Origin of the sequence: Sulfitobacter sp. LC.270.F.C4 (genome assembly GCF_032922545.1) — a bacterium.
GTDB lineage: Bacteria > Pseudomonadota > Alphaproteobacteria > Rhodobacterales > Rhodobacteraceae > Sulfitobacter > Sulfitobacter profundi.
On sequence record NZ_CP136692.1, the window covers coordinates 2,232,062 to 2,247,726 of the forward strand.

Here is a 15,665-nt window from a genome sequence, read left to right on the forward strand (position 1 = left end):
GCGGTGCGGATGCACCTGATCTGTCACGCGGCGCCCGGTTCTGGTGGTCCTCCCTCCGCCATCACCGGTCTGCTCTGCGTGACGCTGTTCTTGGATTTACTCTGCCGCCAGCGCGCTGACGTCCTGACCACTGGCGGCCATGATCGCTTTGACGATGTTATGATACCCGGTGCAGCGGCAGATGTTGCCGTCAAGGTAGTGGCGCACCTCGGCCTCGCTCGGCTTGGGGTTGTCCTTGAGCAGGGCTGCCGCCGACATCACCATGCCCGGCGTGCAAAATCCGCATTGCAGCCCGTGGTGATCCTGAAACGCCTGCTGGATGGTGTTGAGCGTGCCATCTGGGGCCGCCTGCCCTTCGATGGTGTCGACTTCGGCGCCGTCAGCCTCAATCGCGAACATGGTGCAGGCTTTGACCGCATTGCCATTCACATGAACCACACAGGCCCCGCATTGGCTGGTGTCACAGCCCACATGAGTCCCGGTAAGTTCCAGATCATCGCGTAGGAAATGCACCAGCAGCGTGCGGCCTTCGACCTCCCCTGACGCGGGTTTGCCGTTCACGGTCATATTGACCTGTGTCATGTTCTTCCTCCCAGTCTGACGCTTGTTAGAGGCAGTTAAGCACGACAAGCCCTAGTTGAGAACATATATTTTCCTAGGGCTTTTTCTCAGCCCCCACCTGCGCTTTTGCCGGGGTTTCGCGGCTGCGGGCGGGTCGGAATTTCCTTGAGCAATCCGCCCACCCCCATGCCCGCGATATCCGCGCTGGTGACGGGAATGCCGCAGACCAGCCGCGACAGCACCCAATCCGCGCCGTTGAGCGCAGGCGAGCGGGCGCAGCCCGGCAGGCCAATCACCGCGCGGCCCCCAAGGTGGCCGAGAAAGAGCAGGTTGCCGGGGTCCACCGGCATGCCAAAACGCGTCACTTCGCCGCCTGCATGGCGCAAGGCCGACGGGGCGATGTCATTGATGTCTGAGGTGGCCGAGGCGGTGAGGATGAGGATCAGATCGGTCTGGGCTGCGGCAATGGCCTTGGCCAGCGGGGCGGTGCGATGAGGGACCGTTGTGGCATCTTTCAGCGTCACGTTCAGGGCTTTCAGCCGCCCCTCCACCGCCGCGCGGCCCTTCTCTCCGGCGCCGCCGGGGACATCGGTAATGATAAGTGTCGCATTGCGCAAGACGGGTGGCGCAAGGCGCAGCGCGCCCACTCCCGCAGCCGCGCAGGCGGTCGCCACCGCCTCGGCAGGCACGGCGTAGGATATGATCTTGATTGTCGCCACCATGCCGTTCTCGCCCATCTGTTGATGGGGCGGTACCGTGGCCAGCGTGATCATCGGATGCACCGCATTGACCGCCTCCAGCGCCGCGCGGTCCATCACCACCACACCCGGCCCATCGGAAAGCAGGTTTACCCGCCCGGTGAAGGGGTTCGACATCCGAAGACCCGGACCACAGAGCGCTTGGGCCAATTTGGCAGCACCGGCGTTTTCGTCAATGTCGCCGGGGTCGAGCCGGGCGACGATCACCTCTTCGATGCCTGCAGCCGAAAGCGCGTCGATATCGGGCTGCTCCAACACCCGCCCCTTGCGCAGACGCCCCTCTGCAACGGCCACGGAATGCGCCAGCGTCGCGTTAAGGGCATCGCTTAAAGGAACCGGGCCGAACCTCATGGCCGACGCAGGCTTTGGATCATTTGAGCGAGGATCGACACGGCGATCTCGGCAGGGCTGGCAGCACCAATGTCGAGACCGACCGGCCCGTGGATCCGTGCAGCCTGATCTGCGGCCACGCCCGCCTCTTCCAACCGCGCAAGGCGGCTGGCCTGTGTCCGGGTCGAGCCGAGAGCGCCGATGTAGAAAGCCTCTGATGCGAGCGCCACATGCAGCGCCGGATCGTCGAGTTTGGGGTCATGGGTGAGCAAAACAACGGCGGAGCGCGCGTCGAGGCCGATCTCTCTGAGAGCGGCATCGGGCCAGTCGTTCATAAGGTCACAATCAGGAAAGCGCGCGGGCGAGCCAAAGGCCTCACGCGGATCGACGACAATCGGATCAAACCCAGCTTCCCCCGCCATATGCACCAGATGCTGCGCGATATGCACCGCGCCGACAATCACCAGCCGCAGCGGCGGGTTGTGGATGGCAATGAAACGCCCGGTCTCCTCGTCCACGCCCGAACGGTCTCGGCGGAAGCGGTCTTGGTGGCCGTCGTGGGTCAGGTGCCGGGTGCTGCCGTCAAGCGCAACCTCATAGGCCACCGCCTGCCGGCTTGCGCGTTTCGCGACCAATTCGCGCAGCATCTCTAGGGTCAAAGCGTCAGGCCCGACCGGCTCCACCAGCACTTTGATCGTGCCGCCGCAGGCCAGACCCACGGCAAAGGCATCGCCGTCGCTGACGCCGTATTCCAACAGCCGTGTGCGCCCGTCTTCGATCGCCTCCAACGCCTCGACCACCACGGCCCCTTCGACACAGCCGCCTGACACCGAGCCCATCATCGTGCCATCGCCCGCCACCACCAGTTGCGCCCCTGCGCGGCGCGGCGCCGAGCCCCAAGTCTCCACCACCGTGGCCAGCGCAACGGGCTGCCCAGCCTCGGCCCAATCGAGCGCCTGTTCGGGGATCCGGTCCATCTGGTTTCCTTTCCTATCGGGGGGCAGAGTGTGTTGCTTCGCGGGCAAAGGTCAATGCGAGAACGGCACAAGCCTTCGCCTTGCACGCAGCGCAGTGCGGCACTACATCTAGGCCAAGATATCACAACACTCGGAGCCACCCCATGCCCATGCAAGCCAGCGAAATTGAAGACCTGATCCGCGCTTCCTTTCCGGACGCCAAGATCACCGTCGAAGGCAATGACGGCGTGCATATGGCGGCCATGGTTGTTGACGAAAGCTTCCGTGGTATGAACCGGGTCCAGCAACAGCGCGCCGTCTATGCGGCCCTTAAGGGCAAGATGGACGGATCGAACGGCGATTTGCACGCGCTGGCGCTGACCACACGGACGCCGGACTAACGATGTGGGGCTGGGCCGCAGCGGTTGTTCTGGGCGGGATCGCCGCCACCGCCTATGCCCAGCACCGGACGCGGCGCGGGCGGCATGTGCCGCTGTCGCAACGCCAGCCTCCGCGCCCTGAGACCGGCAAAGTACCGCTGGGGATGGAGGCGCTGGATCTAGATGCCGTGGCCAGCACCGCGCGGCGCAACGAGAGCCTAGAGCGCGGGCACACGAATTGGACGAAGAAACGGGGCGGTTTCTTTCTCGGCGGGGCCGAGTTGGACGTGAAGCCCTGGGCCGACGATGAAACCTATGCGCGGCGCTATCACGCTGCGTTCAAGAAATTAGATACGAAGGACAAATGACATGAGCGATGCCTCAAACCAGATCAAAGAACAAATCACCAAAAGCGATGTTGTGCTGTTTATGAAAGGCACTAAAGAAATGCCGCAGTGCGGTTTCTCCAGCCGCGTGGCCGGGGTGCTGAACTACATGGGCGTGAACTATAGCGATGTGAACGTGCTGGCCGATGAGGGGCTGCGTCAGGGGATCAAGGATTTCTCTGACTGGCCGACCATTCCCCAGCTTTACGTCAAGGGCGAGTTCGTCGGTGGCTGTGACATCATCACCGAGATGACGCTCTCGGGCGAGTTGGACACGCTCTTTGCCGAGAATGGCGTGACCTTTGATAAGGACGCTGCGGATAAGATCCGCGAAGCCAACGGTTAAAGCGACCACAGGTTAGACGAAAACACCCCGGAGCGGCTTGGCCCTCCGGGGTGTTTTTTTGTCCGGCACCTGCAGGCGCCCCGCGCTGCACCACCAGCGATAGCGCCCTGCAAAATCGGTGTCGAAAACCGCCCCGAACGCACCCCAAACGGGCGCGCCCCGGCAGCACCTTAACCTCAGTCTTCAATCGCCGTGATCATATCGACGCGGCGGCCATGACGCCCGCCTTCAAACTCGGTATCAAGAAAGGCATCCACGATCTCAAGCGCAAGCCCGGCCCCAATCACCCGCGCGCCCATCGACAGCATATTCGCGTCGTTATGCGCCCGGATCATCTTGGCCGAAAAGGTATCGGCACAGACGCCGCAGCGAATGCCCTTGACCTTATTGGCCGCCATCATGATGCCCTGCCCCGTGCCGCAGATCAGGATGCCAAGGTCGAACTCCCCTGCTGCGATGCGTCGTGCGGCGGCTTCGCCGTGTTTGGGGTAATCCGTGCTCTCTGCCGTTGCCGGGCCGATGTCTTCGACCTCAAAACCGCGCTCGGCCACATGGCGCGCGATGTCTTGGCGCAGGGCGATGTCGGCATGGTCGCTTGAGATGATGATGCGGGGTTTCACGGTCATGGGAGGGTGTCCTGATTGTTAGGTCGCAAAAGCCAGCGCCCAAGGGGCACTTTTCGCGCCCCCCAGAGCATATTGCCGCCCGCGCCGCAATCCCGCATGGGGTCAATCTTGCGGCACACAGTCCGTATAGATCGGCGTCATCGCGTCACTGGCCCCCTCGTGCCAGCCAAGGCGCGCACGGCCCTGATGTTCCCACCATTCATAGGACGACCCATCCGAAGGCCAGCCGTATCGCGCGCCAAAGCCGGAGGGCATGGTCTGCAAATGGATGAGCCGCCCTTCGATATAAAGCACCGCAATAGCGGGATCGGCATCGGGGACATAGACCACCGGCACCGATACCCCACGGTCACAGAGATAGGTCATGGCGGTGGTCTCGGCCCCCGCGGGCGCGGCCCAGAGCAGCGCGCAGAGGGCTGCCCTGATGCCAGTGCTCATTTGCCAGATTTCTCTTCGATCTCGGCGGCCAGCGCCTCGGCCCGTGCGGCGATCTCGGCCAGCGTGTCTTTGACACCCTGCGGCACGACGGGCACTTCGATACGCTCCGGCTCGATCTTGGTGTTGCGTAGGCTGGTCAACTCGGCCTCACGCTCGGCCAATTCGGCGCGCACTTCGGCGATGCGGTCTTCGACGCTGGCGGTTTTGTCGGCCAAAAGCAGACCGGCCATCAGCAACATCCGCGCCTCGGGCATGCGGCCCACTTGATCGCTCAGCACGCGGGCTTCATCGTCCAGCATCTTGGCGGCGGCGTGCAGATAGCTCTCTTCACCTTCCTGACAGGCGACCTCGAACTGGCGGCCGCCAATGGTGATCCGTATTTCGGGCATCAGTCGGCCCCTCCTGACTTGGGTTCTTCTTCGGCGCGGTCATCCTCGGCGGGTGCTTCGGGTTCGGGCTCACCGTCTTCGACCAGAGGTGCCAGCGCAGTCAACACGGCGTCAATCTCGGCCATCTCAATGGCGCGGGTGGCACGCAGGCTTTCCAGCTCGGCAATAACGGCGGTGTCGATCAACTTGGGGTCGGCCAGCCCTTCGGCATTGGCCAAGCGCAACTGTTCACAGGCCGCCGACAACTGCTCATTCGCCTGACGCAGACGCTGCACGTCCATATCCAGCTGGGTCACCCGGTCATTGTTGAATTCCATCTGATCGCGCAGGGCGGTCAATTCGTCCTGATGGCTTTCCTTCAGGGTTTTGACCCGGTCGGTCAGCTGAGCGTTGGCTTGCCGCTCGTCTTCCAGCGCCTGCACGATATCCTCATCCGGCTCGGCCGGGGCGGCGTTGAGCTGATCCAGCCCCTTCGCCATCCGGTCCATCGCGGCCGTGATGCGGCGTTGATATTCTTCAAGTTCACTCATCCGCATGAAGTCTCCTCGTTCGTCCTGCTCTATCGGCGGCGTTTTCGCCTGCCGTGCCCCGTGGCGGCGGCCCGTTATGGCCGCCATATTCGGCAGATAGCGCGCAGCCCACGCAATGTCACGCGCGCGAATCGCCCGGATCAGCCGGTTTCCGCAATCCTAGCCAAAGCGCAGGCAAATTGCGCCCCCCCTTTCGTTTCAGCGACTTGAGGCGCAGAGTTCACCTCTGCCCGTACCGCACACCGCTTCTGGCGCCCGGTTGTGCTTGAACTTTGCCCGATCGCTGGTATGCACAGGCCCAATCTGCCACAGCCGCAAAGGAACGCCCCGTGGATCTGACAGCCCTCGCAAGCGCAAACCCCGATCACTGGTCCAAGGCCACCGCCATTCGCGCGCTGACCCTCGATGCCGTCGCCGCCGCCAATTCGGGCCACTCCGGCATGCCGATGGGCATGGCCGATGTGGCAACCGTGCTTTTCGAAAAGCACCTCAAGTTTGACGCGGCGAACCCGCTTTGGCCTGATCGTGACCGCTTCATCCTGTCTGCGGGCCACGGCTCCATGCTGATCTATTCACTGCTGCACCTGACGGGCTACGAGCAGTTCCCCATCGAAGAGCTGAAGAATTTCCGCCAGATGGGCGCGCGCACAGCCGGGCACCCGGAGAACTTTCTCGCCGACGCGATTGAAACCACCACCGGCCCGCTCGGCCAAGGTATCGCCAATTCGGTCGGTTTCGCCATGGCCGAAGAAATGCTACGCGCGCAGTACGGGGCAAAGGTCGTGGATCACCACACCTATGTCATCGCGGGCGACGGCTGCTTGATGGAAGGCGTGAGCCAAGAGGCGATCACCCTCGCCGGCCGCCACAAACTGGGCAAGCTCATCGTGATGTGGGACAACAACAACATCACCATCGACGGCCCGGTGACCCTGTCGGACAACACCGATCAGGTCGCGCGTTTCAAAGCCGCGCAGTGGCATGTGATCGAGATCGACGGCCACAACCCCGATGAGATCGACGCGGCCCTAACCGAGGCGAAAGCCACTGACCTGCCGACGATGATCGCCTGCAAGACCCATATTGCTCTGGGCCACGCGGCGCAGGACACCTCAAAAGGCCACGGCGCTTTGACAGACGCCGACCAGATGGCCGAGGCCAAAAAGGCCTACGGCTGGACAACCGGCCCCTTCGAAGTGCCCGCTGACGTGAAATCCGCATGGGAAGAGATCGGCAAACGCGGCGCCGACACGCGCCGCGACTGGGAAGAGCGTTTTGACAAGATGCCCCGCGCCAAGCGCGAGACATTTAACCGCGCCTTGGCTTTGGACGCGCCCAAAAAGATGAGCGCGACCGTCAAAGCCTTCAAAAAGCAGATCACCGAGAGCGCGCCCAAAATGGCGACCCGCGCGGCGAGCGAAAAAGCCCTCGAAGTGCTGAACCCGATCCTGCCCGAAACGGTTGGCGGCTCGGCGGACCTGACCGGCTCGAACAACACCAAGACCTCCGATCTGGGCGTCTTCGACGTGGACAACCGCGGCGGGCGCTATGTCTACTGGGGCATCCGCGAGCACGGCATGGCGGCGGCGATGAACGGCATGGCGCTGCACGGCGGCATCCGTCCCTATGGCGGCACCTTCATGTGTTTCACCGACTACGCGCGTCCTTCGATGCGTCTGGCGGCGCTGATGCAAATCCCCACGGCCTTTGTCATGACCCATGACAGCATCGGCCTTGGCGAGGATGGCCCGACCCACCAGCCGGTCGAGCATCTGGCGATCAGCCGTGCCACACCCAACACCTATGTCTTCCGCCCCGCCGACGCGGTGGAAACGGCAGAAGCTTGGGAGATTGCCTTCACCTCGAAAACCACGCCGTCGGTTCTGTCGCTGACCCGTCAGGGCCTGCCGACCGTGCGTCTTGAGCACAAGAACAACAACCTCACCGAAAAAGGCGCCTATGTCTTGGCCGATGCCGAGGGCAAGCGTCAGGTAATCCTGATCGCCACCGGTTCGGAAGTGCATGTGGCACTGGCCGCGCGTGATCTGCTGCAGGCCGAAGGCATCGGCACCCGCGTCGTCTCTATGCCTTGTATGGAACTTTTCGCCGCGCAGGATGAAGCCTATCGCAAGCGCGTGCTGCCCGGTGGTGCCGTGCGTGTTGGCGTTGAGGCAGGCATGCGTCAGGGCTGGGACCAGTGGCTCTTTGGCGAGCGCGGCAAATACGGCAAGGCCGATTTCGTCGGCATGGACCGTTTCGGTGCCTCTGCCCCGGCCGAAGAACTGTTCGAACGGTTCGGCTTTACTGCTGAGAATGTCGCTCAGAAAGCCAAAGCACTGCTCTGAGCCACGGATCATATGGTACAAAAAAGGGGGCGACGGACTATCCGTCGCCCCCTTTTCGTTGTTCTACCCTCTGGCCTGCGGTTTACACAGCGGCCTTGTGAAAGACCTTGCGCCATATCGGCGTGACGATCTTTTCCCCGATCGGGATCAGCACCAGACCAAGCGCCAGACCAAAGAGCCCATCAATCCCCGCCGTGGTGATCCATTCGACCGCCCCCTCGAACTGGGCCGGGACCGCGTGACCGACGGCGACCGCGATGTCGTGGATCCAGTTGTAGGGCGCGGCAAAGCCCATCTGCTCCAACCCGTGAATGATGATCGACCCGCCGACCCACAGCATGGCCGCCGTGCCAACAACAGTGAGCAGTTTCAGGAACCCCGGCATCCCGCGCACCAGCCCGCGGCCCACGCTACGCGTCAGGCCAAAACGCCCCCGGTTCGCCATCACCAGCCCCAGATCATCCATTTTGACGATCAAAGCGACGGAGCCATAGACCGCGATAGTGATCATCACCGCCACCGCCGCCAGCGTGGCCGCTTCCATCCAAAAGTTACTTTCGGGGATCGCGGACAGGGCGATTGTCATGATCTCCGCCGAGAGGATAAAGTCAGTCTTGATCGCGCCTGCTGCCTTCTTCTCTTCCAGCTGTGCGGGGTCTTCGACGACCTTCTCCTTATCGGGATAATCCTCGTGCCCGTGCCCCCAGCCAAGCGCATGGGCAACCTTCTCGGCCCCCTCAAAACACAGGTAAGCCCCGCCCAGCATCAACAAAGGCGGAATCGCCCATGGCGCGAAATTCGCCAACAGCAGCCCCACTGGGAGCAGATACACCAACTTGTTGCGCAACGAGCCTTTAGTGATCCGCCAAATCACCGGCAATTCACGCTCGGCCTTGAACCCATGCAGATACTTCGGCGTCACGGCCGCATCGTCGATCACAGCGCCCGCCGCCTTCGAGCCCGCCTTGGCCGCCTGCCCGATCACGTCATCCACGCTCGCCGCCGCAACCTTGGCGATCGCCGCCACGTCATCCACAAGTGCCAGTAAACCGCTCATTCCATGCCCCTTTTTGCGTGTTGCAACCGAAGTAGCATGTGCAGCCCATCTGGCAAGTCCGAAGCCGGAGCGACCTTTACCGCTAACATGCAGGTTTAACGCTAACATCCGGAAATCATTTAGCTTTGCCCCTTTCCCCTGACTGCCTACCCCAGATATAGAGCCCGCAACCCCGACATACGGCCCCCGATCGCGCGGCCCATGACAAGGAATGCACCATGACCATCAAAGTTGGCATCAACGGATTTGGCCGCATCGGCCGCTGCACCCTCAGCCATATCGCAGCCTCGGGGCGCGATGACATCGAAGTGATCAAGGTGAACGCCACTGGCCCGCTCAGCACCGCCGCGCATCTCATCAAATACGATTCCGTCCATGGCCGTTTTCCCGGCGAAGTCTCTGTCGACGGCGGCTATATGAACCTCGGCCAAAACGACATCGAGATGATGTCGAGCTATAACCTCGAAGAACTGGACTGGTCCGGCTGTGACGTGGTTCTGGAATGCACCGGCAAGTTCAACGACGGCAACAAAGCCAACGTTCACCTTAAGAACGGCGCCAAACGCGTACTGCTCTCCGCGCCCGGCAAAAATGTCGATAAGACAATCGTCTACGGCGTGAATGACGACCAATTGACCGCTTCCGACCGAATGATCTCAAACGGGTCTTGCACCACCAACTGTCTCGCGCCCCTGGCCAAAGTCATGCACGACGCCGTGGGCATCGAAAGCGGCCTGATGACGACGATCCACAGCTACACCGGCGACCAGCCGACGCTCGACCGACGCCACGATGACCTCTACCGCGCCCGCGCCGCTGCCATGGCCCTGATCCCCACCTCCACCGGGGCTGCCAAAGCTCTAGGCGAAGTGCTTCCCGCGCTCAAAGGTAAGCTCGACGGCACCGCCATGCGCGTGCCCACCCCCAACGTCAGCGCCGTTGACCTGACCTTCCAAGCCAGCCGCGACGTGACGGTGGAAGAGATCAACGCCGCCGCCCGTGCCGCTGCCGATGGCCCGATGAAACGTGTGCTGGCCTATGATCCCGAACAGAAAGTCAGCATCGACTTCAACCATACGGAGCAAAGCTGCATCTTCGCCCCCGACCAGACCATCGTCGTCGCAGGCCGCACCGTGCGCGTGCTCGGTTGGTATGACAACGAATGGGCCTTCTCGGTCCGCATGGCCGATGTGGCCGTTGCCATGGGCCGGTTGGGCTAAGGCTTGCACGGCGGGGGCGTGGCTGTAATATCAGGCCAACCCCCGCCCGGAGCCGCGCCATGACCAATTCCATCGCCATCGTGCTGGCCCTCGTCATCGCCGGGGCGATGCTGGTCGACCTCTATGCCTATGGCGCGGACCATATGATCTATCTCGGCAAAAAACTCTTTGAATTGATCGAATGGGTTGCCTTCTGGCGGTAAGGCAAGCCGCGGCGCAAATTCCTTCTTTTCTGTCCCATCGCTATCGGTCACGAACCGAAAACTGGTCTCAACCGATTTCCACCACGCCACCGATCAAACGGCGCTGCACCAAGGCAATCTACTGTAGGTTTTGCCAAGGTTTGACAACGAAGGGGGCGTCTCCCACGGCATGCTGGCCCCAGCCGTTATCATAGCCGCCCAACGCCGCTGACGACAAAAAGACGCGGCCGCCACTCACGCGCCACGCCCCTCCCCTTCATCCTTTTAAAAATACCGCGCAGAACCGCGCCGCACACGGCCCGCCCTCTACTCAGGACGCTACTTCCGCGCAAAGCGCTCAATCAGCACTTCGTTCACCGCTGGGGTCACAAATTTGCTGACATCCCCATCAAGTCGCGCAATTTCTTTCACCAGTTTGCTGGCAATGGCCTGATGGGTGGCCTCGGCCATCAGAAAGACCGTCTCAATAGAATCGTCCAGCTGCCGGTTCATGCCAACCATCTGGAACTCATACTCAAAATCCGACACGGCCCGCAGACCGCGCACGATGGTCTGCGCCCCGACATCGCGCGCGCAGTCGATCAGCAGGTTCTCGAAAGGGTGCACCACGATCTCGACGCCGGTTTCCTCGGCCAATTGCACGCATTCCGCTTCGATCAGCGCGACACGTTCCTCAAGGCTAAAGAGCGGCCCCTTGTCGCGGTTGATCGCCACGCCGATCACCAGCCGATCGACCATACGGGCGGCGCGGCGGATGATATCGATATGCCCCAGCGTGATCGGGTCAAACGTACCGGGGTAGAGGGCTATGCGCATGTAATTGTCCTGCGTATCTGCTGCGTTGCGGCGCAGCCAAGCATTTCACCGCCGCAAGCGCAAGTCGGTTAGCGGTAGCACTGCCCCGCGGTCAGTCCGCAGAACCGCCCTGTCGTGGCTCCTGAAAACGCTTCAGTGGCCCATGATCATGCCTTCGAGGGCCTGTTTCTCCATCGACAGTTCCTGCAACTGCGCCTTGACCACGTCGCCGAGAGAGATCAGCCCCACGAGTTCCCCGTCTTCCAACACGGGCATATGGCGAAACCGTCCGTCGGTCATCTGTTGCAACACCGCGTCAGAGCGATCGTCCCGGCTGCAGGTCACCAGCTTGCGGGTCATGATGCTCTCAGCCGCCTGCTGCAGGCAGCCCGCGCCCGAACGGCCCAGTTCGCGCACGATGTCCCGCTCAGACAGAATCCCATCCGGCGTCTTGCCATCGGCCGAGATCACCAGCGTCCCGATCCGCTTTTCAGCCAGCATCGCCGCCGCCTCAGAGATCGCCAATCCGGGTTTGGCCGTGACCACCTTGCCATCGGGCTTGGTCTTGAGAATCTGCGATACGAGCATCTGGCGCCTCCTTTGATGCAGGGCAAAGTCCCCTCCAGCGTCACCGCGAAATCCTTTCATGTCAAGCTTTTGGCGCAGTCTTCTGCGCGGCTTCGGCCTCCAGCCGGGCAGTCTCGGCCCGAAGCCCGGCGGCCAGCGCCTCGGCAAAAGCCGCCAGCCGGGCGTTGCGACGGTCGTCGGCATGGCGGATCAGGTAAAAGGCCCGCTTGAGGCTGACGGCCTGCGTCAGAATGCGCCGCACGCCTTGGGTTGCGGCAAGCGAGAAGTCATGCGCGATGCCGATCCCGCCCCCCTGTTGGATCATCCGCACCTGAACGGAGACGGAATTTGATGCCAAGGCCACGCGGCTGATGCCGAGGTCGGCGAGGTAGTCCAACTCCCGATCAAAGATCATATCCGGGATATAGCCGACCATCCGGTGCCCTTGCAGATCGCCGACCGAGGTCACCTCGGGGTAGCGTGCGAGATAGCTTTCCGCGGCCGCAAGATGGAGATGATAATCCGTCACTTTCTGCACCACCAGCCGCCCCGCCGTGGGCGCGCTCACCCCGATCGCCATATCCGCCTCGCGCCGGGACAGGTTAAAGACGCGCGGCAATGCGATGATCTGCACGTCCAGATCGGGGTTTTTTGCCGCGATGGCCGCACAGACCTGCGGCAACAGATAGTTCGCCGCCCCATCGGGCGCGCCGACCCGGATCTGCCCCGAGAGTTGATCGCTTTGCACCGGTACCCCGGCGGTGGCGGCGCGCATCGCCTGCTCGGCCCGCTCTGCCCGCTGCATCAGGTCACTGCCCGCTTCGGTCAGCATATAGCCTTGGGGTGATTTGACGAAGAGCACGGTCTGCAGCGCCTTTTCCAACCGCGCCATGCGACGGCCCAGCGTTGCCGGATCAAGCCGCAGCAGCTTGCCCGCGCCCGACAAACTCTCTTCGCGCGCCACGGCTAGAAACAACCGCAGGTCGTCCCAATTCTGATCCATTTCTTCGCCTCCCCGAGCTTTGCAAAAATGCAAGACGGTTTTGCCATCCTTCCTCTGTTCCATTGCTTTTTGCAAGGCTATCGTACCGCCAACCAAAGAGGAGACCGATCATGCAAGAGATGACCCACTACCTGAACGGCGAACATGTCAAAGGCACCTCCGGGCGCTTTGCCGATGTGATGAACCCCGCCACCGGCGAAGTGCAGGCCAAAGTGCCGCTCGCCAATGGTGACGAGTTGAACAAAGCCGTGGAATACGCCCAGGCTGCGCAGCCCAAATGGGCCGCCACCAACCCGCAGCGCCGCGCCCGCGTGCTGATGAAATTCGTGGCCCTTCTGAACCGCGACATGGACAAACTGGCCGAGGCGCTGAGCCGTGAGCACGGCAAGACCCTGCCCGACGCCGCAGGCGACGTCCAGCGTGGTCTTGAAGTGGTGGAATACTGCATCGGCGCACCCGAACTGCTGAAAGGTGATTTCACCGACAGCGCCGGCCCCGGCATCGACATGTACTCCATGCGCCAAGCGCTTGGTGTGACCGCAGGCATCACGCCCTTCAACTTCCCTGCCATGATCCCGATGTGGATGTTCGCCCCCGCCATCGCTTGCGGCAACGCCTTCATCCTCAAGCCGTCCGAGCGTGACCCCTCCGTCCCTCTGATGCTGGCCGAACTGCTGGAAGAAGCCGGTCTGCCCAAGGGCATCATCCAAGTCGTCAATGGCGACAAAGAAGCGGTCGATGCGATCCTGCACCATGACGTGATCCAGTCGGTGGGCTTTGTGGGCTCGACCCCGATTGCCGAATACATCTATGCCACCGGCTGTGCCAACGGCAAGCGCGTGCAGTGTTTCGGCGGTGCCAAGAACCACATGATCATCATGCCCGACGCAGATATGGACCAAGCCGCAGACGCGCTGATCGGCGCGGGCTACGGTGCCGCTGGCGAACGCTGCATGGCGATTTCCGTGGCCGTGCCGGTGGGCGATGAGACTGCCGACCGTCTGATCGAGAAGTTGGTGCCGCGCATCGAAAAGCTGAAAGTCGGCCCCTACACCTCCGGCAATGACGTAGACTACGGCCCGGTTGTGACCGCTGCCGCCAAGGCCAATATCGAACGTTTGGTGCAGTCCGGTATCGACCAAGGTGCAGAACTGGTTGTCGACGGGCGTGACTTCAAACTGCAGGGCTATGAGAACGGCTATTTCGTCGGCCCGCACCTGTTTGACCGCGCGACTAAGGACATGGACATCTACAAGCAGGAAATCTTTGGCCCCGTGCTGACCTGTGTGCGTGCCCAGACCTACGAAGAGGCCATCGGCCTTGCCATGGACCACGAGTACGGCAACGGCACCGCGATCTATACCCGCGACGGTGACGCCGCGCGTGACTTTGCCAACCGGATCAACGTCGGCATGGTCGGCATCAACGTACCGATCCCGGTGCCGCTGGCCTATCACACCTTCGGCGGCTGGAAGAAATCCGTCTTTGGCGATTTGAACCAGCACGGCCCGGATGCGTTTAAATTCTACACCCGCACCAAGACCGTGACGGCCCGCTGGCCGTCGGGCATTAAAGAGGGTGGCGAGTTCTCCATCCCCGTGATGGAGTGATCCATCCCGCCGGCCGCCTTCGGGCGGCCGGCCTCTGCCGGAGGCCAGAGCCATGCAGTCCACGTTCACCATCGGAATCGAAGAAGAATACCTGCTCGTTGATAAGGATTCATTGGCACTGGCCGATGTGCCCGACGCTCTGATGACCGCCTGCCGAGAGGCGCTGCAAGATCAGGTCAGCCCCGAGTTTCTTGCCTGCCAGATCGAGATCGGCACCAAACCCTGCGAGACTGTGGCCGAGGCCCGCGAAGATTTGCGCCACCTGCGCCGCACAATTGCCGAACTGTCAGACAAGCACAATCTCGCACCGATTGCCGCGGGTTGCCATCCGTTCTCAGATTGGAAGGCGCAGGAAACTACGGAAAAACAACGCTATACCCAGCTTGAAAGCGAATTGGAAAACATCGCTCGGCGGATGCTGATCTGTGGCATGCATGTCCATGTTGGCCTCGAAGGCGACGATCTGCGGATCGACCTGATGCCGCAGCTTTCCTATTTCCTGCCGCATCTGCTTGCGCTTTCCGCGTCCTCCCCCTTTTGGCAGGGCGAAGACAGCGGACTTGCCTCCTACCGCATGTCGGTGATGGACAACATGCCCCGCACCGGGCTGCCGCCGCAGTTTGACAGCTGGGCGGAATATCAGCGCACGACCGATACGCTCGTTGACTTGGATATTATCGAAGACGCTTCGAAAGTCTGGTGGGATCTGCGCCCGTCGGTTCATTACCCGACGCTGGAGACGCGTATTTTCGACGTGCAGCCGCGCATGGCCCATAGCTTGGGCTTGGCCGGACTGACCCAAGCGCTGTGCCGAATGCTCCTTAGGCTGCGCGACGCGAACCAGAGCTGGCGCAAATATGACCGTTTTCTGATCTCCGAAAACCGCTGGCGTGCCCAACGGTATGGCACGCGTGACAGCCTAATCGATTTTGGCGATCAAAAGATGAAGGGCTTTGACACCCTTTTCGAAGAGATCGTCGAACTGCTGGCCGAGGACGCCGAAGCGCTTCGCTGTCTCGATGAGGTCTGCGCCCTGCGCGATGTCGTCGCTAAGGGCACATCGGCCGACCGTCAGCGCAAAGTCTGGGCCGAAGCGCCCGAGGGCAAGGGCGGCGAGGCCGTCGTGCGCCATCTGATCGAGGAATACCACGCCGATCTGTGACGC

General features: G+C 62.1%; 19 protein-coding genes. 8 read left to right on the forward strand and 11 right to left on the reverse strand.

What is annotated here, in order from left to right:
• Positions 1 to 96 precede the first annotated feature (96 nt).
• From R1T45_RS14800 to R1T45_RS14810, 3 genes are all read right to left on the reverse strand, one after another.
• Entirely contained in the window at positions 97 to 582 is a 486-nt protein-coding gene (locus R1T45_RS14800; RefSeq protein ID WP_120350911.1) for a (2Fe-2S)-binding protein, read from the reverse strand.
• A gap of 86 nt (positions 583 to 668) precedes the next feature.
• Positions 669 to 1,670 carry a molybdopterin-binding protein gene (locus R1T45_RS14805; protein WP_317389449.1) on the reverse strand — a complete coding sequence of 334 codons (1,002 nt, stop codon included), beginning with the start codon at positions 1,668 to 1,670 and terminating at the stop codon, positions 669 to 671.
• Positions 1,667 to 2,626 (reverse strand): XdhC family protein, encoded by a 960-nt coding sequence (locus tag R1T45_RS14810; protein ID WP_317389450.1) that lies wholly within the window; start codon positions 2,624 to 2,626, stop codon positions 1,667 to 1,669. The genes R1T45_RS14805 and R1T45_RS14810 overlap by 4 nt, the downstream gene beginning before the upstream one ends.
• 143 nt (positions 2,627 to 2,769) lie before the next feature.
• On the opposite strand from R1T45_RS14810, the gene R1T45_RS14815 reads away from it, so the two are divergent.
• Genes R1T45_RS14815 through grxD form a run of 3 tightly spaced genes read left to right on the forward strand, consistent with a single transcriptional unit; the run spans position 2,770 to position 3,717 of the window.
• The gene (locus tag R1T45_RS14815) at positions 2,770 to 3,006 is read left to right on the forward strand and encodes a BolA family protein (protein ID WP_067629149.1); all 237 of its coding nucleotides are present in this window, start codon (positions 2,770 to 2,772) and stop codon (positions 3,004 to 3,006) included.
• Between the two features lie 2 nt (positions 3,007 to 3,008).
• Complete coding sequence (locus R1T45_RS14820) at positions 3,009 to 3,353, forward strand: hypothetical protein (RefSeq protein ID WP_317389451.1); 345 nt, start codon at positions 3,009 to 3,011, stop codon at positions 3,351 to 3,353.
• A gap of 1 nt (position 3,354) precedes the next feature.
• Complete coding sequence (gene grxD, locus R1T45_RS14825; RefSeq protein ID WP_317389452.1) at positions 3,355 to 3,717, forward strand: Grx4 family monothiol glutaredoxin; 363 nt, start codon at positions 3,355 to 3,357, stop codon at positions 3,715 to 3,717.
• A gap of 176 nt (positions 3,718 to 3,893) precedes the next feature.
• On the opposite strand, the gene rpiB is transcribed toward grxD, so the two are convergent.
• The 4 genes from rpiB to R1T45_RS14845 all read right to left on the reverse strand — a co-directional run bounded on the left by rpiB (position 3,894) and on the right by R1T45_RS14845 (position 5,700).
• The gene (rpiB, locus tag R1T45_RS14830) at positions 3,894 to 4,343 is read right to left on the reverse strand and encodes a ribose 5-phosphate isomerase B (protein WP_067629151.1); all 450 of its coding nucleotides are present in this window, start codon (positions 4,341 to 4,343) and stop codon (positions 3,894 to 3,896) included.
• A gap of 102 nt (positions 4,344 to 4,445) precedes the next feature.
• A complete protein-coding gene (locus tag R1T45_RS14835) occupies positions 4,446 to 4,781 on the reverse strand; it encodes an MliC family protein (RefSeq protein WP_317389453.1) in 336 nt (111 codons plus the stop codon).
• Positions 4,778 to 5,170 carry a cell division protein ZapA gene (locus R1T45_RS14840; protein ID WP_067629152.1) on the reverse strand — a complete coding sequence of 131 codons (393 nt, stop codon included), beginning with the start codon at positions 5,168 to 5,170 and terminating at the stop codon, positions 4,778 to 4,780. The genes R1T45_RS14835 and R1T45_RS14840 overlap by 4 nt, the downstream gene beginning before the upstream one ends.
• On the reverse strand, positions 5,170 to 5,700 hold the full coding sequence (locus R1T45_RS14845) for a hypothetical protein (protein ID WP_067629153.1): 531 nt from the start codon (positions 5,698 to 5,700) through the stop codon (positions 5,170 to 5,172). Before R1T45_RS14845 ends, R1T45_RS14840 begins: the two co-directional genes overlap by 1 nt.
• A gap of 329 nt (positions 5,701 to 6,029) precedes the next feature.
• Here R1T45_RS14845 and tkt point away from each other — a divergent pair, with 329 nt between their 5' ends.
• Positions 6,030 to 8,045: a transketolase gene (tkt, locus tag R1T45_RS14850; protein ID WP_317389454.1), complete on the forward strand. Its 2,016-nt coding sequence runs from the start codon at positions 6,030 to 6,032 to the stop codon at positions 8,043 to 8,045.
• Positions 8,046 to 8,127: 82 nt separating this feature from the next.
• Here tkt and R1T45_RS14855 read toward each other — a convergent pair whose 3' ends face one another.
• Positions 8,128 to 9,102 (reverse strand): DUF808 domain-containing protein, encoded by a 975-nt coding sequence (locus tag R1T45_RS14855; RefSeq protein ID WP_132443532.1) that lies wholly within the window; start codon positions 9,100 to 9,102, stop codon positions 8,128 to 8,130.
• A 218-nt stretch (positions 9,103 to 9,320) separates the two neighbouring features.
• Here R1T45_RS14855 and gap point away from each other — a divergent pair, with 218 nt between their 5' ends.
• The gene (gene gap / locus R1T45_RS14860; RefSeq protein ID WP_317389455.1) at positions 9,321 to 10,322 is read left to right on the forward strand and encodes a type I glyceraldehyde-3-phosphate dehydrogenase; all 1,002 of its coding nucleotides are present in this window, start codon (positions 9,321 to 9,323) and stop codon (positions 10,320 to 10,322) included.
• A gap of 59 nt (positions 10,323 to 10,381) precedes the next feature.
• Positions 10,382 to 10,525: a hypothetical protein gene (locus R1T45_RS14865; protein WP_162931831.1), complete on the forward strand. Its 144-nt coding sequence runs from the start codon at positions 10,382 to 10,384 to the stop codon at positions 10,523 to 10,525.
• A 318-nt stretch (positions 10,526 to 10,843) separates the two neighbouring features.
• Here the strand turns inward: R1T45_RS14865 and coaD are convergent, their stop codons facing one another.
• The 3 genes from coaD to R1T45_RS14880 all read right to left on the reverse strand — a co-directional run bounded on the left by coaD (position 10,844) and on the right by R1T45_RS14880 (position 12,890).
• On the reverse strand, positions 10,844 to 11,341 hold the full coding sequence (gene coaD / locus R1T45_RS14870; protein ID WP_067629160.1) for a pantetheine-phosphate adenylyltransferase: 498 nt from the start codon (positions 11,339 to 11,341) through the stop codon (positions 10,844 to 10,846).
• 132 nt (positions 11,342 to 11,473) lie between these two features.
• A complete protein-coding gene (locus R1T45_RS14875; protein WP_067941819.1) occupies positions 11,474 to 11,908 on the reverse strand; it encodes a CBS domain-containing protein in 435 nt (144 codons plus the stop codon).
• Between the two features lie 61 nt (positions 11,909 to 11,969).
• Entirely contained in the window at positions 11,970 to 12,890 is a 921-nt protein-coding gene (locus tag R1T45_RS14880; protein ID WP_132443533.1) for a LysR family transcriptional regulator, read from the reverse strand.
• A gap of 110 nt (positions 12,891 to 13,000) precedes the next feature.
• On the opposite strand from R1T45_RS14880, the gene R1T45_RS14885 reads away from it, so the two are divergent.
• Entirely contained in the window at positions 13,001 to 14,500 is a 1,500-nt protein-coding gene (locus R1T45_RS14885) for a CoA-acylating methylmalonate-semialdehyde dehydrogenase (protein WP_317389456.1), read from the forward strand.
• A gap of 52 nt (positions 14,501 to 14,552) precedes the next feature.
• Positions 14,553 to 15,662, forward strand: coding sequence for a carboxylate-amine ligase (locus R1T45_RS14890; protein WP_317389457.1), 1,110 nt, complete (start codon positions 14,553 to 14,555; stop codon positions 15,660 to 15,662).
• Positions 15,663 to 15,665 lie beyond the last annotated feature (3 nt).